This is a genomic window from Mesorhizobium sp. L103C105A0, assembly GCF_000502215.1.
GTDB lineage: Bacteria > Pseudomonadota > Alphaproteobacteria > Rhizobiales > Rhizobiaceae > Mesorhizobium.
In genome coordinates, this window is record NZ_AYXF01000003.1 from 24,884 (window position 1) to 47,275 (window position 22,392).

Genomic DNA, 22,392 nt, shown 5'->3' on the forward strand with positions numbered 1-22,392 from the left:
GCGCCTCCGAAACTGATGCATCCTTCAAATGACGGACACAGCCCGCGAAGTATCGGCTGCCCGCGCGGGTGTCCGGAACAGAGATACGCCGAAGCGTCTGTGCAGCCCTATGGCCTTTGTGCGATCCGGGCTTCGTGACTTCCTGCCCGAACGACGGCAATCACCGTAGCCAAAACAGTGCTCTCATTTGCTCGCCCTCAAGAACCAATGCCATTGACGGGCATCGACCGCGCTCGGCCTGATCGACAGCAAGGCAAAAACCAAGCCTGGCATGATTTTCAGTCGCTTGCGGATATAGACGGCCATGGCAATGCTCCAGATGCTCAGTGCAAGTGCCACACCCACCGCAGCGCCAAGCAGGCCGTACACCGCAACTCCGGCTGCACAGGCAATTATATTGGCCACAGCACCCGCTACCATCGTCGTTGCCGCAGCCCATTCATTTCCAGTCATGGTCAGGAGATTCTGTTGGGGCCCGCACAGCGCGACAAAGACATATCCCAAAATCAGAACCCGTGCGATCGGCGCTCCCGCGCTATAACCCTCACCGAAATAGCTCAAGAACGGCTCGACTATCACCATCATTGGGACGGCCACCAGGATGGCACCGCCAGCAGAAAGCAGGGTTGCGCGCGCGAACAGCTGTTGTAGGCCTCTGCGATCGCCTCTGACGTAGAGATCGGCTGCTGTTGGCGAAAACATGGTTGCCACGGCGATACGGGACAGGCCCACGAGCATCGCGACATTCAAGGCCAGCGCGAAAATACCCGCTTCAGCAATATGGCTTGTCCAGCCCAAAACCAGGACTCCTGCCCGACTGACGAAAACATCGAGCCCAGTGATGAGCATGAGCGGGGGGACGGCAAGCCACCATTCCCTCGAGGCATAACTTGGCTTGGCGTGTCCCAGGCCGGGTGGTTCAAACCTCCTAGCGATGATGAACACCAGCGCCGCTGTGAAAGCGGAACTCACAAGCACCGCCAGCGTCACCGAGGGCGCATCCACTGTTCGAAATCCCGACAATGCCAGGAGCGCTACCAACACGAGCAGGAGCCCGTCTCGCATGATGCGCTCCGGCAACAACGCCGAGACAACGCCGCCGAAAGCACGCACAAGCGTGGCTCCGAGAGCATAGGCCGTAACCAAGGGCACAGCCATCATGCCGAGCACGATGCTTGTCTCAAGCCCTCTTTCCGTTGGATCTGAAAGGAACAGGACGGACGCAGCGCCGATCATCCCGAACAAGGTTGCCGCTATCAGCGATCTCTGCAGCGCAAATCTTATCACGCCGCGGGCCAGATCAAGCCTGCCACTGGCCCTATAGGCCGGGAGGAAACGCAACAATGATACATTAAAACCAAGCGTTGCCAGATAGGCGAGCACTGACGTCCAAGCCTGAACGTAGGAATAGATGCCGTAGTTGTGAGGTCCGATAAGGCGTGCAATTGCCAACTGGGCAAGACTGGTCAAACCAGCGCCACCAATATAGATCAGCAAGGCGAATATGCTTGCCCAAGCGAGCCGCGAGCCCATGTCCTTGTTGCGCGGCGGTGCGGTTGCTGAACCAGTTACATCTGCGCGATGAGCCGGCAACTCAATTTGCTTTTCGCCGACCGCCCTATCGAAGCGCGACAATGCAGAAAGTATTTGTCTCTCAATCCGACAAATACTTTTAAAGGTCGATGGACCATCGGTGTTTTCGACGGAGATGATTTCCCGGCCAGATGTTGTCAGGAGGTCATGCATCGCTTCAAAAACGGCGAACGAGCGCATGTTCACGTTCAAGTCGGCCTCGAAAATCCGTTCCGCCGGCGGCTCAAGCTCCATCCGCCGACGAAGGCGACTTTCCACGACCGCAGCTGGCACCAAGAGCCTGACGGTGAGATCGGCCGCCGGTGCGAGGCTGAGCGCCTTTTCCAGCGCTCTGGGGTTGGTGCTCCCATTAAACATCGCAAGCGAACCAATCGCTTGAACATATCCTTGATCGAAAATTATAATTTCGGGCGATTGCTCAGCAGACTTCCAGCAACGCGAAAGGTGCAGGATGTATCGCCAGATTCGCGCGCGCCAAATTCGGTTCCTTGGCGGTATCATCCTCACCATTGCAAAGGAATTGGAAATATCATCGGCTCGCCCTGCCGAAAAAAGCAGTATTCTGGCGGTTGAAAATATCGCCGATACGATCCGTGATATGAATAGAAAGATTCCGAGATCATATTTGGCGGCCCTGGTGCTTGGCTTGTAGCTGAGAGCGACCTTGGCGTGATAGCCTTTCCCGCGCAGCTGCTGCGCAAGCGCATGTGCGAAGGTTGTTTTGCCGGATCCTGGAGGTCCGAAAAATTCAATGATCATCGTGTAGCTGGCTCGATTTAGGGGCGCGATCGCTCTCTGGAGCTTCTGTTGAAGATCGCACACGCATCTTCAAACCCTCTCCAACAGAAGATCGGCGTTGTCTCCGAGCCTGGAGCCGGCTAGCCTCTTCAGGTTCACCCGGGTGAGCACACTCCCTACTGGAACGGTGGCGGATCCGCCGGCCCCTATTGCATCCAGAGCACCACGGGCAATGCTGCGCCTCGTCCTTGCCCAGCGAACGGCAAAAAGCACCGAATCGGCCCAGCGCTTAAGCAGCCTGGTTTCAGGCCCCCCGAGGCCCAGGGGACCGTTCATGATGACCACGTCGTAGGCCGAACGCAGCTCCTCGGTGAACTGGCATTTGTCGACGGTGGACAGAAGCGTCAGGAGATCATCGGAAGGTGCTGGAGCGGCCATGAGGTCGATACCGATTTCCGGCATCCTCGTAATTGCATCCTTCAGCACGCAACGTTCATTCACATAGTCGCCGAAGGAGTTCCGGGGCTTGTCGGTGCTGAATTCACCACGAAACCCGTTCGTGAGCCGTACATCCTTGCGATCGAGATCGAGGAAAAGCACTCTTCCTCCCAGCCGCGTTGCCGCCAGCGCCAGGCTCCATGCCAACTCGGTCTTGGCATCGTCCTGGATGCTGGACGTCACGAGAATGATATGCGGCGGCTGCCCCTTCCCCTGAGTTGGCGCCGCAGTGACGAGCAGCGAAGTCACGGCGCGGCTGAACGGCAAGTTCTGCTGGCTCAGAACCAGATGCCGCAGCTTTCTGGCATTAAGTCCCGCAACCCTGGGAAGCAGTCCTACGCACGGGACCCCAAGCTCGGCCTCGGCTTCGGCTTCACTGCGCAAGGTTTGGTTGAAACCGTTGCGGACCAGGACAATGACCGCCCCCATGAGACCAAAGACGACCATGCCGGGGGGAATCAGGAAAATCGGCGACAATGTCACGGGGGTCGACGGCGGCCAGGCGGTCGAAAGGACCGCTACGCCTGGCGAAGGAGCGGCGATGCGACGTGTCAAGTCCTGCTGCCGGCTCAGGAGTTCGTTGTAATGCTGCGTCACGATGGCTACCCTAGGTTCAAGGGAACGCAGCCCCGAAAGTTGGCTCGCCGTGTCGGCCACGGCCGCGTCGAGCATCGCCTTGCGACTTTCAAGAGCCGTAGCCTGAGACCGGTAGACATTTGCCTCGGCAGCGATTCGGGCAACGCTTTGCTCCATTTCGCGGGCGATCGCGTTGCGCAGATCGCCGTCGGCGGCGGCACCCGACTGGCGTGCCACCAGGTCCGTCAACACGGGCGACCCGATTTCTTCAGCGATGGCCGTGACCGGGGCGCCCGCCTTGCGCAGGTCCTCAATACGGCGAAGGCGCGCTTCCGACGCGGAAAGACTGGCTTTCGATAGGAATATCTGCCGGCCGAGTTCCGCTGTCTCACTGGCTGCGTTGTTGGCCGCAGTCTGATCGACGGCGCCATGCGTGAGCCGGTATGTCTCCAGCCGATCTGTCGCTTCGACAAGATCCCTTTGTACTTGCGGAAGGCTGGCGACTATCGAATCCAGATGAACCTGATCCGATGCCCGGCTTTTTTGTACCAGATCTTGAATGTAGACCTGGGCAAACGTGTTCGCGACAAGTGCCGCACGCGCCGGACTTGGATCGGTGAAGCCGATGGTGATGACGCGCGATCGCAGCTCTTGTCCGACCCTCATTCCGTTGCGTAGCGCCTTCAGCTCGGGCGCGTCCGCTGCGTCCGGATTTTCCGCCACCTTGTTATCCTGTCTCCAGGCCCTGTTCAGGAGATCGATGAGGAACGAGCTAGCCGCGGGCGGGACGGCATTGACGACGGTCTTTCCGTTACCGTCGACTGGTTGGGCTTTGCGCAGTGCTGCCAGGACCCGACGCAGGTGGCCTTGCGAGGAGAGCATCGTCAGATGATCATCGATGTTCGATTCCAGCGAGTCCTGGGCGGATGCCACGCCGCCCGAAGCACTGCTGCTCGGGGCATCGATAATGACCTGGGTCGTTGCCTCGAACAGCACCGGGCGGGTGAAGCCCGCCAGTCCGGCCAGGATGCCGCCCAGAAGGGCCACGGCAAGCAAGAACCATTTTCGCGTCGTCAGGATGATGACGAGCTGGTGGAAGGGTGACGATTGCGTTGGCTCGCGTGGCGGCCGCATCAAGCGCAGATTGGTTTCAAGTGTCCCAACTTCCATCTGCTTGGCGCGCGGACGCCGGGCGCGGTTGGCTATGGAACCTTCCATCTCAATCCCCTGTCAGTTCGATATGGTAAGAAGGGTGCGTGGCGACCGTCGATGGCCGCATGGCTTCGTTGCGCCACGCCTGAAACATGAGCACCGGCCACAGGTCGCGGAAATTATCTTGGCTTCCATGCAGATGATTGCGCCAGCATGCGTCAACCTTCTCACGGTCGATGACCCCGTCCCCGGAGCGGCCGATCGTGGCAATGATATCGGTTGCCCAGCCGCGCAAGGGCCCTTTCAACCAAGTCCCGACCGGAACGTCGAAACCTTGCTTGGGCCGGTCGACCAGTCGGCGTGGTACATAACGATCAAGCAGTCGTCGAAGCAACCATTTGCCCTTCCCGTTTCGGACTTTGGCACGGGCTGGCAACCGCCAGGCAAATTCAACGACGCGATGGTCCAGGATCGGGCATCGCCCCTCAAGGCTGTTGGCCATGGTGGCTCGATCGAGCTTCACCAAAATGTCGCCCGGTAGATAGCCTGTCATGTCGGCGAATAGGAGACGCGAGAGCAGGCCGTCGAGCTTTGTGGTGTCGGTAGGTGCTGTCGACGGCTTGCGATGAACAAGGTCGTTGGCTGAAGATTTTGTCAGTTGCAGAAAGAGTTCGTCCTCATCTCGCGCCGCGAGCAGGCGGGCAAGGCGAGCCAGGCGGTCACCGCGCAAGCCATGCCGCATATTCGCCGAAAGCGGCAGATTGCCGAAGATATCTTTCTGAGAGGCTTGGGCCAGCAACCCAGCCCCCGATGCCAACAGCCGGCGAAATGACAATGGCAGCTCATGCTGCTTTGTGAGGCGGGTTGCCAGGAAGTGTCGAGAATAGCCTGCGAAGCACTCGTCGCCGCCATCGCCTGAAAGCGCCACGGTTACGTGTTGCCGCGCGAGGCGCGACACCAGCAGCGTCGGTATCTGCGATTCATCGGCAAACGGCTCGTCCCAAATCCGGGGCAGTTCCGGAATGACCTCAAGCGCGGCAGCCGGCGAGAGATGAAGTTCCGTATGATCGGTGCCCAGATGCCGAGCAACCGCGGCCGCATGGGGAGCTTCATCAAACCCACCTTCCCCGAACGCTATGGTGAACGTCCGAACGGGGTTTCGGGACTGTGCCTGCATCAGGGCGACGACAGTCGAGCTGTCGATCCCGCCCGACAGAAAGGCGCCCAGCGGCACATCTGCAATCATTCGTTCCTTGACGGCCAGGCGGAGCAGGCTGTCGAGCTCGGTTGCGAGGTCCTCGTCGCTGGCAGCTATCGGATCGCGCTGTCCCTTGCAGGCGACATCGGCCAGCGACCACCAAGGGTGAATGCGATGCGCAAGCGAACCGGTGCCTCGGGCGTTGGCGAATTGCGCCGCAGTGACCGACAGGACTGATCCAGGTGGCAGCTTGAACACGCCTTGCCAAATGCAACGGTCATCCGGCACCCAGCCTTTGGAAACCATTGTCGTCGCCGCATCGACATCGAGTTCCGGGGTGAAGCCTGGGAAGCGAGTGATCGCCTTCAACTCCGAGGCGAAGACGAGCGCATCACGTGTCAGGGCGACATAAAGTGGCTTCTTCCCCATTCGGTCGCGGGCAAGCTGAAGCGTTCGGTTCTTCAGGTCCCACAGCCCAAAAGCAAACATGCCAGCGAAGCGCGCGAGGGCTGCATTAAGGCCCCAGCTTTCGATCGCGCACAGCATGACCTCCGTGTCGCTGGCGCCGCGGAAATGATGGCCCGCCCCTTCCAGTTCACGGCGCAGATCGCGAAAATTGTATATCTCGCCATTGAAGGTGATGACATACCGACCGCTCGCGGAGAGCATTGGCTGGCGACCCGCTTCGGACAGGTCGACGATCGCCAGTCGCCGGTGGCCGAAGGCTACCCCCCCTTCACGGCTCACCCAGAAGGCCTCACCGTCAGGTCCGCGATGACGAAGCGCCGTCGCCATCGGTCCGATGGCCCTGAGCGCACTTGCGTTGGCTGCATCGGGCGCCAACAAAATTCCGGCGATCCCACACATTCTAGCATCTCCTCTGGCGAACAATCGCAGGGATCGCTTCCGGCGTCCCAGCGGCAAGGCAGAGGGTCAGACAGAACCACACGATCGGATGGCGGATGACCAAATGCGGAGCACTGAAAACGGCGATCGATGCCACGAGCGCCACCAGAGCGTCCAGCTTCGCCCGCCAGGCGGACAACGCAGCCGAGCCGAAGATCCACATCAGGGCTAGAACTGAAATCAGGCCGCCCTGAGTGTAGAGATCCAGGATGGTGCTGTGCGCCTCGAAGGGCCGCGGCAAAAACTGTTGATTGACCACGGGCGGACTATCTAGGTGCGGGCCCGGACCCAGTCCAAGCGATCCCGATCGTGCCCCCTTCTCCAAGGCTGCATTCCAGAGGTAGAGGCGAAGCGCCGCGGTTTGGGCAGTCGCTTCCCCGCCCTTGTCTTTGGTCAGGCTCTTGGCGAAGTCTTCGGCGCTGGAGGCCTCGCTGAGGGCATAGGGCGCTATAGACAGGGCCAGCGGCAGGAAGCCAACGGCCATCAAGACGGCAAGCTGCCTTGAAAGGCTCGCCTTATTGCCGTCGCTCGTCAGCCAGGCCCGGACCCGCAGCCCGAGAAGGATCAGACAAGCCAGGACCGTGGTATAAAGGTAGGTATCGCTTTTTGTCAGCCTTCCGACGTAAACGGTGAATATGAGGCTGCATAGGGCAAGGCATCTTCCCCATTTATTGCTGGTGGTTGTGGCAAGATGCAAGGCCAGTGGACCGAGCAGGGCGCAGTAGAGCGCAAGCTGGTTCGGATTGTCGGACCATCCGCAGAAGCGGTCCCAGTACCAGGGCTCGACCCCAGCCTGATGGAGCCAGCCGAAGCCAAGCCCTACCTGAATGATGAAGCCCGCATTCGCGATAGCAACCATCCACCAGGCGATACGACGCAAACGGAAAGACGCGTTGGGCTCCGCAGCGGCCAGACAGGTGACGCACGCCAACAGCACATAGGCCAGCGTGTCGTGCAACAACGGATCCAGGAACAACGTGGTTGTCAGAAAACCGATGATGTAACCCACGCCCATGGCAAGCGCCAGGATCAGCCAGAAAAGCCCAAGCTTGGCCAGGGCCGGCGTAACCTCCAGTTGGCCGCCAGCAAGGATTCGCGTCATCGACAGCATTATCCAGAGCGTGAGGCACAGTTCGCTGTAGCCGAAGGGCAGCCCTGGGATGCTGAGTTGCGCCGCGTAGGACATCGCGACGCCGAAGGCCAGAAGCGCATCACGCATCATTGCCGCGCCTCACCCAGTCGATGGGGGCTTGGCACCGCCTCTTCCCTCGGATTCGCCTGCGCAGCTTGAACAAGCCTGCTGCGATATCTGCCACCCAGGATTGTCTTGTACAGGTCGCAATACTGGTCGATCACCCACGACAGCGAGAACCGCTCCCGCACGAATCCGACGGAACGGCTGCCCATCGTCTTGCCACGGGCGGGGTCGGAAAGAAGATCGACTATCCGGGAGGCCAAGCCATCCGCATCGCGCGGCGCCACGAGATAGCCGTTCCAGCCATCCTCAACCACATCGTTGCAGCCCGGCATATTCGAGGCGACGATCGGCAATCCGGACAATCCCGCCTCCAGCAGGACACGCGGAATTCCCTCGCGATATTGCGTCGGAAACGCAAAGATATCCGCCATGCCAAGGAGGGCTGGAATGTCGCGCCTTGGCCCCAATGCGACAACGTGGGGAACATGGCGCTCGATATCGGCTCTGCTGACGGCAAACGGACCTTCGGAGTCTTGCGGGCCGACAAGTACGAAACGCGCGTTGGGCCTCTCGCGGATAACGCGAGGAACCGCCTCGATGAGGGTTGGAATCCCCTTCTGCCGCGTGAGCCGACCGACAAATATTATGACCTGGGCCGATTGTAGGCCAAGTTCCTCGCGCATCGTGGCAGCCGAAGGACCACGATACCTTGCCATCGAGAATGCATCGGGGTCGATGCCAGAACTCCGGATCAGTCGCCCTTTGCCGCGAGCCACCAGCCGATAGCGCTCGAAGAAGGCCTGATCATCACTATTCTGGAAGACGGTCATGGCTGTCCAACGAGACGCCACCCCCTGAAGGCCGCAAAAGAAAGGACGCAATGCCAGGGCCCGCGGCTCCCGCGACGAGAATGTCCAACCAAGCCCGTTGATGGTGCGAACGACGGGAACGTGCCCGCGCACCGCCAGTGGAGTTAGGATATTGGGCTTGGTGTCGAAACTTTGAATGATGTCCGGACGCAGTTCGGACATCAGTTCACGGATCGCGCTTACAGCACCCCATTCTGCACCGCCGCTGCCAAAGCGGTCGAACCCAAATCGGCGATGGGCAATGCCATGGGGTGAGAAGGCGGCTCCGAGATCACTCGAAACGGCAGTGACTTGAAAACCCCTTTCGCGAAGCGCCAAAAGAAACGGGATTCTTAGTCTATGATCCTCGCCTCCAACGCAAACCAGATGCGGACTCATCCTGTCGCTCCTGGATGCGATACCAATCGCGTAAAACAGCTGATCCTATCCGCGGTTTCCATGGCCGGTTTCATCGCCCCTGAACACACAACAGCCAGTCCCACGCTAGGAGCAGGCTTTCGTGCTGTCCTCGTCTGTTTGCATGAAGCAAGCTGATCAACGAAGCGGCAATGCAGCCACAATCGCTGTCGCCTCGGTCAGTGAGTTGGATTCATCCGGTCTGACGGTGCAAGGACGACATCTTCGCGTACGACACGGCGGGCCGGATATAAAAAAGGGCTGTGTTCGAAAGGTCCGCGCGCCGCGTTCAAAGCAACTTCCGCCCGCCTTCTCTCGCCGGATCAACATCGCGACCAGGCGGTGTGATGACTCGCACCGCCAGTTCTCCCGATCGCTTCGTCTGGAAGCAGGCTTTCACCCGGTCTCTGGATATGGTCGGACCCACCAGCCGCCTCTTCCCGCGGATGGGCGACCGCGTTGCCATGCTCGCCGTCATCCGGACCGGCACGCCCGCCTTTCCGTTGAACCCGGTGGGATCCAGTTCAGTGCCTCTCCGCAATTGCCAGCGGCGCGCGCCTCGCATGACCTTGTGGAGTACTGCCTTGCTCATTTTGGCGCCGAGGCTTTTTACGAGGAGCATTGAGCGGCTGCAATGGGAGGCTTCGCCAGGGCGCGGTTCCTTTGCGGTCTGAGCTCGAATAAATCCTGCGGAAGCGCGCATTTGGGCGGTGGCTCGCGCAACCCAAGCGCGCATTGGCCGATTGCCGCCACTGCAAACGCACAAGGCGCTCCGGCAGACTTCCTGCAATGCTTTCGTTGCAGGCTTGAGCACCCCATACTTGGATCATCTACATACCTCTGCGTAGCATCGAGGCTGTTGTGTTTTCCGGAGTATGATCAAAGATTCTATCAAGGGGCGCCGGTATTTGATTTGTCGCTAATGGATCCTTTCCCTAGGCAGGTGTGGGGCGCCTACCGAATCGGACGAAGGGTATGTCAATGACAACACTCCATTACGCCTCGGGCGGGTCGGCCTCCGAGGTCGCGAAAGCCGGATTCAATCTTGTTGATGTATCTTCCTTGGACCAGCTCAACGCCTTGCCGGCCGGCCAGAAAGGCCTGGTGTGGCTCAATGAAGCAGATGGTGCAACCTCCTCCTTTATCCAGAAGGTCACGCCCTTCATCGGCAATCCGAAAGTGTTTGGCTTCTTCCTCGTCGATGAGCCGGACCCGACCGGCAAATGGGGAACTTATGCCACCGCCGCTGATCTGAAGGCGGAGTCAGACTGGATCCACAGCCACCTGCCCGGCGCCAAGACCTTCATAACCATGATGAACATGGGGTCTTCCGCTAACCCCGACTTTTCAAACACATTCAATCCTGCCAACACGCATATCGACTATTACGGCTTGGATCCCTACCCGGTACGGACCGGAACAAGCACGATTGACTACAACATGATCGACAGGACTGTGGCGGCGGCCGTCGCCTCGGGCATCCCGCTCAGTCAGGTCGTTCCCGTGTATCAGACCTTCGGCGGCGGCGACTGGACGACCGACACGGGCGGTCGCTATGTCCTGCCCAGCGTTGCTCAGGAAAAGACCATGTTGGACCACTGGGCCAAGGTAGCGCCTTCGCCCGCCTTCGACTATGCGTATGCTTGGGGTTCTCAACAGGGCGACACGGCGCTTGAGAGCTCGCCGACGCTGCAGGCTCTGTTCCTTCAACACAACCAGAGCACCGCAAGCGGTCCTTCGGCCAGCGAACCGACGCCGCCGCCTACCAGCACAGTGCCTCCGCCCACAAGTGTCCCTCCGACCAGCACCGGCGATCACATTTTCTACGGCACGGGTAGCGCGGATGTGCTTCGCGGCACCGCTGGCGCGGACACGATGATGGGCCGCGGCTACAACGACACCTACTATGTCAACAACGCCGGCGACAAGGTGGTGGAACTGCGGCACAGCGGCAACGATAGCGTGCTGGCATCGGTCAGCTACGCGCTGTCGGCCGGCTCGCAGGTCGAGCATCTTGCGACCACCAGCAAATTGGGAACTGCCGCCATCAAGCTCACGGGAAACGAATTCGCCCAAACCATTGATGGCAATTCCGGGAGCAACACTATCAACGGCGGTGGCGGGAGAGACGTTCTGACGGGACATGGCGGCAACGACGTCTTTGTCTTCGATTCGGCTCTCAAGGTCGGCAATATCGACAAGGTCACCGATTTCAAAGTGGGCCACGACAAGATCCAACTCGACCACACCGTGTTTGCCGGCCTGCATACAGGCGCCCTTCCCTCTTCGGCGTTTTACGCCGGCAGGGCCGCGCACGACAGCGGCGATCACATCGTCTATAACAGCACGACCGGCGCGCTTTCCTTTGACAGCGACGGCTCGGGCGGCGCACATCAGATCCAATTTGCCACTCTATCGCCACATCTGGCTCTGACGGCGTCCTCGTTCATCGTGACGTGACCGTGGGAACGTCAGCTGAGCAAGATGGTCTGACGTTCTTGAATATGGCTGACGGAACCAAGAAGCCCCGCCGAGCTTGTACTTGGTATGAGCGCGCGCGGCATCGAATTCCTGCAGAAATGGGTAGAGGACAAGATCCCACTCTACACCAAGGCCGATCCGGCTCTTGCGGCGAAACTTGCGGACCAAGCAACGGCGGATGCCATCAGAGCGGGAATCCGCCCCGAGGAAATCTCTGAGGAAGTCGGAAGCATGTTGACGACCATGCTCGAAGTGCTCGATCAGCACGATTCGACATGATTGCGCGCTTGGCGGCAGATGCTGCCCGGCTTGGCGCCAAATGCATAAATGTGTCGTGGATCATAGGTCATGGGCCAGCCTAGGCAGCATGACCAACATGTTCTCCCAGAACGCGCGCGACGACCCCGTCCACGTCGTGAGGTTCAGCACCATTGACTTGTATCAACGGCCATCGGTCCTGGCGCAGGCACTCGCCGACCTCTCTTGAGATTTCGGCCTGCCTTAATCCTTTGTCCACGCCAAGTTCGAACAGCATAACCTCGAGGAGCGGTTGCTGCGCATGCCTATCCACAAGACGGCGGCGTAACGTTTCCTGGGGCGCGTCGAGTTGCACAACGAGATCCGGCCGCGGCAGGAACGCCAGGCACTCGCGAACCGCGTCGAGGCTTGGAGTTCTAGCCAGCACACCCAGCGCACACAAAGCCTGAATCATGCCCTCTTCGAAGATGAAGCAACCGGGCGACTCCCGCGCTTGGCGCCAGGACTGGCACAGTTGGGCGATGTCGACCTTCATTCGCCATGACCACACGCGGCTTCGAAGAGGGATCGATGCCAGAAGCCGGGCCGCGACACTGTCCTTTGGCAAGGTCGACAGCAAGATAGGACCGGATGTGGCAATCTTTTTGCCAATTCTTCTTATGCCATGGCGGATTTCCGGAGCGTCATCCTGAGCCGATCCAGGTTCAATCAGGCGATACCCATTTACTGTCTTCACATTGATGCCGTGTCTCGCCAGCCCTTGGCAGAGGCCGCGCAGCAGCGTGGTTTTACCCGCGCCAGGCGGCCCAAACAACTCGATGATCATATGCTCAAGCGTCTCCGAACGAGCAGTCATTCCCCTACGGATCAAGCTTAGCCGGATTTCAGATCACACCAACGTTCATTTGAATGATTGTTCCAGTCAGTGAATCTAGGCACCGAGCCCGGATTCTAGCGGAGATGCCGATCGCATCCGTTCGCCTGGGCAAGCCGTCTTGCGCTCCACGGAGCTTGCAAGGAAAAACGACCGGTGCTGGACACAAATGGCAAAACTTCTGAAGGACGCTCGGGAAGCGCTGGCTAGGCAAGATCGAGGCATCATCCGAATGATTGATGAAAAGATCTCCGCGGCGAGCGATGTTCGACCGACAGCTTGGCGGGGCCCTGAATGTCCTCAGTGTGTTTGCATTCGGAAGTGGCAAATCAAAACCTACAGGTGGATCTGCGACCCACCCGAAGGTGGTCAGTCGTTCCCGAATATGACCTTGACCAAGGGGGGCCAGTCTGGCGCCGTTACCGACAGATGGGTGCCAAATTTGCGGACATTCCAATCTTCGACCACCTTGGAGATGTCGCCAGGCGGCATCCTGACAAGCTCGCAATCAGCGACGGCGCGAACCGCCTGACTTTTTCTGAGCTTTTCCGGGCGGTCGAGACGCTGGCAACTCATATCGCTGCCGTCGTCCCCGAAGGGCAGGCCATCGGCATCCTGCAAGCAAACTCCGCTTGGTATCCTGTGGCGATGTTGGCGACCATGGCGGCGGGACGGCCTTCGGTCCCGCTCAACACAAGAGATCCCGCCTCTCGCATTTTCGATATAGTCAGTGCCGCGGGGCTCGGCGCGATTATAGGCGCCGAAAATGTTCGCCCGGTCGAATTGGCCCAAGAGATCGTCTGGATCGAAATTGCGGCCGCCGTGGCGTCCAACGATCAACACCCAGAACAGCAGCATAAGCCCCCTATGGTTTCGGTCGATGCGCCCGCATTGGTGCTTTACACTTCGGGCAGCACCGGGCGCCCCAAGGGAATCGTCAACAGCCAACGCAGCCTGCTATGGCGGGTCCGGCAATATGTCGATGCGTGCCATATCAGCGCGGATGACGTTTTCCTGCCGCTGACCGGGCCAGCCACGATCGCCGGTTGCCGGGAGATCTTTGCGGCGCTGCTGACGGGCGCCACGTTGCATCTTCTCGAGGTGGAGGCTGTCGGCCTGCGCGCTACGCGCGCTCGATTGCAGTCCGAAGGTGTGACGATCGCCTATCTTGTGCCGGCACTGCTTCGAGCCCTCCTGGCTGAGGCGCCCGCCGACGCTTCCTGGCCGCTCAGAGTGGCCCGGATCGGTGGGGAGAAAGTGTCATGGATGGACATCGCTTTGCTGCGCAAAGCCGTTTCGGACCAGTGTCTGATCCAGATCGGCTACTCATCGACTGAAACCATCGGTTCGCAATGGTTCTTGCCGCCTGACTGGCCCGAGCAAGACGCGTCGGTTCCCGTCGGCAGGCTGCTCCCTGGTATGACATTCGCTATCGTCGACGAAGCGGAGCGCAATGTAGGGCCAGGCGAAAGTGGAGAGCTTCTGATCAAAAGCCGCTATGTCCTGCTTGGTCATTGGGAGAACGGTGTGGTCGTTCCCGCGCAGCCGGACCCCGACGATCCCGAGGCTCGGCTTTTTTCGACCGGGGACCTCGTTCGGCTCGACGATGATGGCATCTTGAGGATCGTCGGCCGCAAAGGGCGCCAGATCAAGATCAATGGTCGACGCATCGAGCCCGCCGAACTCGAACGGGTCTTGCGTTGCGCGCCTTCGGTGGCGGATGCCGTGGTGATGGTAACTGCCGCGCAGGAACTCATCGCCTTCGCGGTTCCCCAGCGCTTCGCAGGCGGCGCTTTTGCAGACGACCTTCGCAGGCTCCTCAGAATGACCTTGCCGGCACCATTGCGTCCCTTGCGATTGCACACCGTTGACGCAATCCCACGCCTGTCGGGAGGTAAGGTCGATTTGGCAACACTGGCCGAGATAGATCGTTCGCACGGAAGGAGGGCGCGAGCCGCCCGGTCGTCCACTCTCGATGCTCCGCCCGCCGGAGGAGCAAAGGACACGCGTCAAATAGTGCAGCACGCGTGGACGCAGGTTCTCAACACAGGCACTGCCACGGGAAACTGGGATGATGCTGGAGGAGATTCGCTGCAGCTGCTGCACTGCGTCATGGCGGTCGAAAACGCCATCGGGCAAGAGCTGGGCCTCGAGGCATTCACCGTCGGCATGAGCTTGGACGAGATGGTTGAGGCGGTCGTCTCTGCACGGTTAGGCGAAGGGCGCGAAAAGAAGCACCACCCCCCGGTTCTTTTCCTGTTTCCAGGGTCCGTCGGCTATGGTCCGAGCCTGGCTGCGTTCGCAGCCGCCATGGGAAAAGTCGCCCGTGTAAACCCGATCCGATATCCGAGCCTTGCGGCGATACTGGACGGACACAACACCCTCAGCGCCATGGCTGGCGCCGCACTCGAGCAGATAAGCCGCATCCAACCTGCGGGCCCCGTGCGACTTCTCGGCCATTCTCTGGGTGGCGCGGTTGCATTCGAGGTTGCCGCACGGCTCATGAAGGCCGGGCGAACGGTGCGGTTCCTGGGCATCCTCGACACGAGCCTTCTGGACGAGCCGAGCAACCATTGGGAGACTCTTACCCGTACGTTCTATCGTATTCGCACCAACCGCATATCCGCGCACCGGATGGCTTGCAGAGCCCTTGCGAAGATCACCGTCGCCGTGGGCGGCGAAGCGCGTCTGGCCAGGATTCTGGACAGATTTGCCAATGGAGAGTTCAACCCGACGATCTTCAGGACCAAACTGGAACTGCAGGAGGTTTTAAGGGCGAAGTCATTCTTCCAGTGGCTTGAGGCACCGAAACCGGCTCTGCCCCTCTCCGGTACCTTGTTCCGATGTCGCAGGGAGGGAATGCCGCGGGCCTTGGGCTGGGACAGCGTCTTGGCACACCTGGACGTCATTTCGATCACGGGCAGCCACATCGACCTTGTCGTCGAACCAAACCTTGCCACCAACCGTCCGCTTATCGAGACGGCCATCGTGCAGACCTATTCCCCCGCCGAATCTCGCAAAAGGGAGGACTTGTCATCGACATAATTCCGGAATTCAGCAAGGACATGCTGACGCTCGATGCCCGCGCGGAGGTCGATCGCATCGTTGACACCTTGCGCACTCAGGTTCTCGGCACCCTGCATCGTCGCGGCGTGGTTGTCGGTCTTTCCGGCGGTATCGACAGCTCCGTCGTCGCGACCTTGTGCATGCGCGCGTTCGGGAAAGACAAGGTCCTGGGATTGTTCATGCCGGAGCGGGATTCTTCCGGCGACTCCCTGAGACTTGGCCGCCGCGTCGCGGCACAGCTTGGCATTGAAAGCGTCCTTGAGGACATAGCACCGGCACTGGAGGCCATTGGGGCCTACCGCCGGCAGATCGATGCGATCCAGACCGTCGTTCCCGACTATGGGGTAGGGTGGAAATGCAAGCTGGTGATCGCGTCGGTTCTGGAGAGCAGCGGGCTCAATATAACCCGCCTCACGGTCCAGGATCCGCAGGGTAAAGTAGATACCGTGCGTCTGCCGCCAGCTGCCTATCTGCAGATCGTTGCTGCGACAAACTACAAGCAGCGCCTGCGCAAGATGACGGAATACTATCACGCCGACCGCCTCAAATACGCGGTTGTCGGCACTCCAAATCGCCTCGAGTACGACCAGGGCTTTTTCGTCAAGCAGGGCGACGGAGCCGCCGACGTGATGCCGATCGTTCACCTTTACAAAACCCAGGTTTATCAACTCGCGGAATATCTCGAGGTGGATGATGAAATCCGGCAGCGGCCACCGACCACCGACACCTTTTCCATGACCCAAAGCCAGGAAGAATTCTATTTCGCGCTGCCCTATCACCTGATGGATCTATGCCTCTACGGCCTGAACCACGGGGTCGCCAGCAATGAGCTCGCGGCGGTTGCTGGCCTCACCGAGCCCCAGCTTCAGAAAGTGTTCAAGGGCATCGAAGCGAAACGAAGGGCGGCCCACTATCTTCACGCGCGGCCTTTGCTGTCCGCCGAAGGCGGAGATTGACCGAGCATGTGCGGCATCGCTGGAATCGTGGCGCTGAATGCCACAGCGGCTTCTCCTTCGCGGCAGGCGCTGATGCAGATGATGGGCGCGCTGGCGCATCGCGGTCCCGACGGGCGCGGTCTCTACCGGGACAGACGCGCGGGGCTGGCGCATGTGCGCCTGTCCATCGTCGATCTTTCCAGTGGCCAGCAGCCGATGGCGGATACAGGCGATACGACGTGGATCGTGTTCAACGGCGAGATATTCAACTACGTCGAATTGCGTGAAAAACTCACGGCACTCGGCCACCGCTTCCGAACCCGCAGCGACACGGAGGTCGCGCTGCACGCCTATCGTGAGTGGGGAGAAACGGCCTTCGAGCGGATGAACGGCCAATGGGCAATTGCGATCTGGGATTCAGTGGCCAATCGTCTCATATTGTCGCGCGACCGCTTCGGCATTTGCCCGCTGTATTTCAGCGAACATGCGCACCGGCTTTATTTCGCCAGCGAAGTGAAAGCCATTTTCGCGGCCGATCGAACCATACCTCGCGCCCTTGATCCAGCCGGCATCAATCAGACGTTCACGCTCTGGACGGTCGTTCCGCCGCAAGGAGTTTTCCACGGAATCAACGAACTCGAGCCGGGTCATGTCCGCATCTATCAGGATGGCACCGTTCGTGAGCGGATTTTTTGGCAGCCTTCCTATCCCGACAAGTTCGGATCGCGGCAGGGCGAGTTCACCGGGTCCAGCGATGACGCGGTGGACCGCGTGTCTAGCGCTCTTGAGGCCGCGACGGCGCTCAGAATGGTGCGCGCCGACGTGCCTGTCGGGTGCTACCTCTCCGGAGGGCTGGACAGTTCGCTTGTGGCCACGCTCGCGAGGCGCTTCGCGGGCGAGCGCTTCCAAACCTTCTCCTTGCGTTTTGCCGACGCCGAATATGACGAGACCCGCTTCCAGCGAATGGTTGCCGAGGCGACCGGCAGTGAGCACCATGAAGTGGTCGTTTCGCGCAGAGATATAGCCGGAATCTTTCCGGAGGTAATCCGACACACCGAACGCCCGATACTGAGGACTGCCCCGGCGCCACTCTTCCTGCTCTCGCGCCTGGTGCGCGAGCGTGGAATCAAGGTCGTGCTGACCGGCGAAGGCGCTGACGAAATGTTCGCCGGCTACGACCTGTTCCGCGAAGGCAAGGTCCGCCGCTTCTGGGGGCGCCACCCGACTTCGACACGACGCTCTCGGCTCCTGGAACGCCTTTACCCCTATCTCACCCGCTCGCCGGTGCAACAGCAGGCGATGGCGCGTCAGTTCTTCGGGCGAAATATTCAGGCTTACGACGCGCCGGGCTTTGCTCATGAAACCCGCTGGCAAACCACCAGGGCCATCAAGCGCTTGTTTACGGCCGATATGCGGGCTCGAACGCAGGGCCGCGACGCCGTGTCCGAGTTGCTCGCCCGTCTGCCCGCGCAGTTTGCCCGTTGGAGTCCCCTTGCGCAGGACCAGTATCTCGAGGTGCAAACACTGATGTCGGGCTATCTGCTCTCCTCGCAAGGCGACAGGATGCTGATGGCTCACTCCGTCGAGGGGCGCTTCCCGTTCCTGGACGATGAACTTGTGAGGCTCGCGAATTCGCTGCCACCCTCCTTCAAACTCCGCGGCCTCGACGAAAAGCACGTGCTGAAGCGCATGGCGGCACCCATCCTGCCCTCCGAGATCGTAGCCCGCAAGAAGCAGCCCTTCCGCGCGCCCAACGCGCTTTGCTTCGTCGGCGCAGACGCTCCGGATTACACTCGCGAGGCGGTTTCGCAGACGGCCCTGCGCGAGGCGAATGTTTTCGATCCAAAGGGGGTCACGCACCTGCTTGCCAAATGCCAGGCCAGAACTGGCGATGGCGACCTGTCCAATGCCGACAACATGGCGCTGGTCGGCGTGTTGTCGACCCAACTTCTTCATCAGCAGTTCGTCGCGGGTTGTCCCAGTGCAACGCTCGAATGCACGCTCAGCGTCGACGTCGACTGCGAACATCGGGAAGAGCGCCTGTATGTTGCATGATGCCGTACCACTGCTACATGACTACCTCGCCCATTCCGCCGTCCGACACGGAAGTAAGGTGGCGCTGGTGTGCAACAGGCAGCGTGTCACCTACCTCGAACTCGAAACGCGAGCCAACGCGATCGCCTGGGACCTGGCCGCATGCGGAGTCGTTCGCGGTGATCGCGTGATGATCTTCGCCGACAACACCGTCGAGACGGTGGTTAGCTTCTGGGCGGTGCTAAAGGCGAATGCGGTGGTGTGCATCGTCAACCCGCTCACCAAGAGCGACAAGCTCGATTATCTGCTCAACGACTGCCGGCCGACGGCGCTCATCACGGACGGCCATCTGCAAGCGATCTTCCGCGAGCCGGCGCGCGGCTGCCCGTCACTTCTGCGGGTGATCGTATCGGGACCGATCGACGACGTCGAACTCGCCCAGCTGCCGTTTGCAGTGCGCTGGGACGCCGCCCTCGCCAATGGCGCGGATACGCCGCCGGCACGGCAGTGCATCGATGTTGATCTGGCAGCCATCATCTACACGTCCGGGTCGACGGGCGAACCCAAGGGCGTGATGCTGACGCACAGAAACATGATGACCGCGTGCGCGTCTATCGCTTCCTACCTGGCGATTGCCGAGGACGAGGTGATCCTCAATGTCCTACCCCTCGCCTTCGATTATGGACTGTACCAGATGATCATGGCTTTTCGTACCGGCGCCCGGCTGGTGCTCGAACGCTCGTTCGCTTTCCCGGCACAGATCCTCGGGTTGATCAGGCAGGAGGGAGTTACGGGCTTTCCCGGCGTGCCCACAATCTTTGCCGCACTCTCCGAACTCAGGTCCCTCAAAGACCAGGATTTCTCGAGCATCCGCTACGTCACAAACACTGCGGCAGCCCTACCCCTCAAGCATATTTTCATGCTTCGCGAGCTGTTTTCGGGTGCACGCATCTATTCGATGTACGGTCTCACCGAATGCAAACGTTGCACCTATTTGCCGCCAGAGGACCTCGAGCGAAAGCCATTGAGCGTAGGGATCGCAATCCCGAATACGGAGATGTGGATCGTTGACGAGCATGACAGGCGGATAGGCCCAGGCGTTGTCGGCCAACTCGTCATTCGCGGCGCAACGGTGATGAAGGGGTATTGGGGCAAGCCCGAGGCAACGGCCAGGAAGCTCAAACCCGGCCCGCTGCCCGGCGAGCAGGTCCTATACACCGGCGACTACTGCCGGATGGATACGGAGGGTTACCTCTACTTCGTTGGCCGTGGGGATGAGATCATAAAGTCGCGAGGCGAGAAGGTGGCGCCAAGGGAAGTGGAAAACGTACTCATGGACATTCCAGGAGTCCGAGAAGCGGCTGTCATCGGTGTTCCCGACGAGCTCCTCGGGCAAGCGGTGAAAGCCTTTGTGGTGATGGAGCATGGAAGAGCCATTGGCGAAAGGGAACTGCAGAAGGAGTGCCAGAAGCGTCTGGAAAACTTCATGGTCCCGAAATCCATCGTCGTTGTGGCGAACCTGCCGATGACGGACACGGGAAAACTCAAGAAAACGGCGCTGTCATGATGCGGGGCCAGAACCAAGTCGCTGATTTAATGGTGACGCCACGGAGGACGAATTCATGTTGACCATCAAGGAACGCACCGGAATTTACAGCGAGCAGATTCGTAGTTTCTTGGTTTCGAATTTCTACGTCAGCGACGTCAAGGCATTGCTGGATGACGCATCCTTGCTCGATCAAGGCATTGTCGACTCGACGGGTGTGCTTGAGATTATCGGCTTCATCGAGGAGACCTTTGGCATTACCGTCGAGGATAGCGAACTTCTGCCTGAAAACCTCGATTCCATCCAGGGGATCGAGCAATACATCATCCGCAAAATGAACTGATGGGTAAGCGTTACGCCCAGAGCAGCCCGTATTTGGTCTGACTGTCGCAGGATTCATGCCTGCGACTTGACTTGCCCCAGAACCACCCGGCCCTCGCCCGCTTCGTTCGAGACCGAACGGATGTTCTCGAATGCCTTGCTGCGTTCCAGCAGACCCGCTACCTGTCGGTCTTGGCCAAGCCCGACCTCGAAGAGCAGGATGCCGCCACGCCGCAGGTATCGCGGTGCGTCTTTCAGTACGCGCATATGAATGCTCAGGCCGTAAGGGCCGGCTGCGAACGCCTCGCGCGGCTCAAGCTCGATCAGATGGGCGCGGTCGCCCTCGAGCCGCTTTTCAGAAATGTAAGGCGGATTGCAGACGATTACGTCGATAGTTCCGTCTAGCCCAAGGCCGATGAGAGAGTCGAACAAGTCGCCCTGAAGCACCGAAAGACGCTCAGCCATGCCGTGATGTGAGGTGTTGCGGCGTGCCGTTTCGACGCATTCATCGGTGAGATCGCTTGCCCAGACAAGGGCGCTGGGCACATGGTAGGCGATCGCGCACGCCAGATTCCCAGTGCCGCAGCACATATCAACTATGCGCGGAGCCGGCAGGTTCATCTGATGCAACACACCAAGCGCGGTCTTGCCGAGCAACTCGGTCTCAGGTCTGGGGACGAGCGCACCGGGCGAAACCAGCAGTTCAAGTCCCATGAACATGGCGCGGCCGGCGCCATAGGCATCAGCTACACTGAACTCTTTGCTCATGGCCGACCCCATCGCTTGATCTCCCAGTATAGATCTGCGGCGCTCATGCGCCAGCCAAACCTGCTCCGAAATCATGAATTCTCAAGCCTTTCCTTCGAAAAACTGCAGGCACAAACTCGGTGCATCGCACTTCTGACGCTCATTGACCGACCGCAATCTCAGGTCGCCCAAGATGGAGAGAGAGAGAGAGAGAGAGAGAGAGAGAGAGAGAGAGAGAGAGAGAGGTGCTGCTGATGCTTTGAAGAGCCAATGGCGTGATACGGAGGCTTTTAGATTTTGCGGATCGTGGAGAGGGTAAATGCCTATCCAACTCTGATGGAGCGGAGGCGGACCGCAGCTCCATTGACGCGCTAATCTTCGGCTCCGGTAATTCAGCAAGTGGTCGGTGGAAGCGCCTCCGCTCCAGCATCAGCCTCACCTTGCTGCATGGAGAGGTTACCTATAGGTTTGCGGACATGTCGAAACAACTGTCCGAAGGTCTCGGATCGACATCTCATTTCCGGTCAATCGCAGAGAGGGGCCGTGAGCGAAAGCGTGAGTGTTCTGATTGTTGAGGATCAATGGCTAGTCGCGCAGGACACTGCCGCGCGGCTGCGTCGCGCCGGTTATCAGGTGGTCGGACCTGTGCCGTCGGTATCCGCCGCTCTGCGTCTTGTCGAATCGGACAAGATTGACGTGGCGTTGCTAGACATCCAGCTGAACGGTGAAACGGGTCTGCCGGTGGCGAGGATATTGCAGGCGCGAGGCATCCCCTTTGCCTTCTTGTCGGGATTTGGCCCCGCCGACGTTCCCGCGGCTTTCCGCGACTGCAGATTCCTGCCGAAGCCGGCAACCGATGCTGTCATCCTTGCTGCTGTCAGCGAGTTGGCGTCCCTGCGCACAGCTTCGCGCTGACATTCGCTCCGACCGTAGCATTACCGGAGTTGCGCCCTGGCGACCTGGTAGGCCGGGCGAGGTCAGTTTCACAAAAGGCAACATTGGCGCT

At 59.9% G+C, this 22,392-nt stretch carries 15 protein-coding genes; 8 read left to right on the forward strand and 7 right to left on the reverse strand.

Annotation, left to right across the window (positions count from 1 at the left end; translation table 11 throughout):
• Positions 1-183: 183 nt before the first annotated feature.
• The 5 genes from X727_RS1000000165555 to X727_RS153900 all read right to left on the reverse strand — a co-directional run bounded on the left by X727_RS1000000165555 (position 184) and on the right by X727_RS153900 (position 9,106).
• Positions 184-2,352, reverse strand: coding sequence for a polysaccharide biosynthesis C-terminal domain-containing protein (locus X727_RS1000000165555; protein ID WP_031204163.1), 2,169 nt, complete (start codon positions 2,350-2,352; stop codon positions 184-186).
• A gap of 69 nt (positions 2,353-2,421) precedes the next feature.
• Positions 2,422-4,623, reverse strand: a complete 2,202-nt coding sequence (locus tag X727_RS153915) for an exopolysaccharide transport family protein (RefSeq protein ID WP_023834088.1) — start codon at positions 4,621-4,623, stop codon at positions 2,422-2,424.
• A gap of 1 nt (position 4,624) precedes the next feature.
• Positions 4,625-6,622: an asparagine synthase (glutamine-hydrolyzing) gene (asnB, locus tag X727_RS153910; RefSeq protein ID WP_023834089.1), complete on the reverse strand. Its 1,998-nt coding sequence runs from the start codon at positions 6,620-6,622 to the stop codon at positions 4,625-4,627.
• 1 nt (position 6,623) lies between these two features.
• Positions 6,624-7,883 carry a polymerase gene (locus tag X727_RS153905; protein ID WP_023681031.1) on the reverse strand — a complete coding sequence of 420 codons (1,260 nt, stop codon included), beginning with the start codon at positions 7,881-7,883 and terminating at the stop codon, positions 6,624-6,626.
• Positions 7,880-9,106: a glycosyltransferase family 4 protein gene (locus X727_RS153900; protein ID WP_023834090.1), complete on the reverse strand. Its 1,227-nt coding sequence runs from the start codon at positions 9,104-9,106 to the stop codon at positions 7,880-7,882. Before X727_RS153900 ends, X727_RS153905 begins: the two co-directional genes overlap by 4 nt.
• Positions 9,107-10,105: 999 nt before the next feature.
• Between X727_RS153900 and X727_RS153890 the strand changes: the two genes are divergently transcribed.
• Both X727_RS153890 and X727_RS153885 read left to right on the forward strand, forming a co-directional pair.
• Positions 10,106-11,584, forward strand: a complete 1,479-nt coding sequence (locus X727_RS153890) for a calcium-binding protein (RefSeq protein ID WP_023701115.1) — start codon at positions 10,106-10,108, stop codon at positions 11,582-11,584.
• 87 nt (positions 11,585-11,671) lie between these two features.
• On the forward strand, positions 11,672-11,884 hold the full coding sequence (locus X727_RS153885) for a DUF768 domain-containing protein (protein ID WP_023670889.1): 213 nt from the start codon (positions 11,672-11,674) through the stop codon (positions 11,882-11,884).
• Positions 11,885-11,963: 79 nt separating this feature from the next.
• Here X727_RS153885 and X727_RS153880 read toward each other — a convergent pair whose 3' ends face one another.
• Positions 11,964-12,689 carry an AAA family ATPase gene (locus X727_RS153880; protein ID WP_031204167.1) on the reverse strand — a complete coding sequence of 242 codons (726 nt, stop codon included), beginning with the start codon at positions 12,687-12,689 and terminating at the stop codon, positions 11,964-11,966.
• A 477-nt stretch (positions 12,690-13,166) separates the two neighbouring features.
• On the opposite strand from X727_RS153880, the gene X727_RS153875 reads away from it, so the two are divergent.
• The 5 genes from X727_RS153875 to X727_RS153855 are packed head-to-tail and all read left to right on the forward strand — an operon-like array spanning position 13,167 to position 20,661.
• Entirely contained in the window at positions 13,167-15,782 is a 2,616-nt protein-coding gene (locus X727_RS153875; protein WP_348524525.1) for an AMP-binding protein, read from the forward strand.
• Positions 15,779-16,759 (forward strand): NAD(+) synthase, encoded by a 981-nt coding sequence (gene nadE / locus X727_RS153870; RefSeq protein ID WP_280806359.1) that lies wholly within the window; start codon positions 15,779-15,781, stop codon positions 16,757-16,759. Before X727_RS153875 ends, nadE begins: the two co-directional genes overlap by 4 nt.
• Before the next feature lie 6 nt (positions 16,760-16,765).
• A complete protein-coding gene (asnB, locus tag X727_RS153865) occupies positions 16,766-18,793 on the forward strand; it encodes an asparagine synthase (glutamine-hydrolyzing) (protein ID WP_023834094.1) in 2,028 nt (675 codons plus the stop codon).
• Positions 18,783-20,339: an AMP-binding protein gene (locus X727_RS153860; protein WP_031204169.1), complete on the forward strand. Its 1,557-nt coding sequence runs from the start codon at positions 18,783-18,785 to the stop codon at positions 20,337-20,339. The genes asnB (X727_RS153865) and X727_RS153860 overlap by 11 nt, the downstream gene beginning before the upstream one ends.
• A gap of 55 nt (positions 20,340-20,394) precedes the next feature.
• The gene (locus tag X727_RS153855; RefSeq protein WP_023670883.1) at positions 20,395-20,661 is read left to right on the forward strand and encodes an acyl carrier protein; all 267 of its coding nucleotides are present in this window, start codon (positions 20,395-20,397) and stop codon (positions 20,659-20,661) included.
• Between the two features lie 53 nt (positions 20,662-20,714).
• Here the strand turns inward: X727_RS153855 and X727_RS153850 are convergent, their stop codons facing one another.
• Positions 20,715-21,407, reverse strand: a complete 693-nt coding sequence (locus tag X727_RS153850) for a class I SAM-dependent methyltransferase (protein ID WP_023697126.1) — start codon at positions 21,405-21,407, stop codon at positions 20,715-20,717.
• Positions 21,408-21,929: 522 nt separating this feature from the next.
• On the opposite strand from X727_RS153850, the gene X727_RS153845 reads away from it, so the two are divergent.
• Entirely contained in the window at positions 21,930-22,301 is a 372-nt protein-coding gene (locus X727_RS153845) for a response regulator (RefSeq protein WP_023670881.1), read from the forward strand.
• The last annotated feature ends 91 nt before the right edge of the window (positions 22,302-22,392 follow it).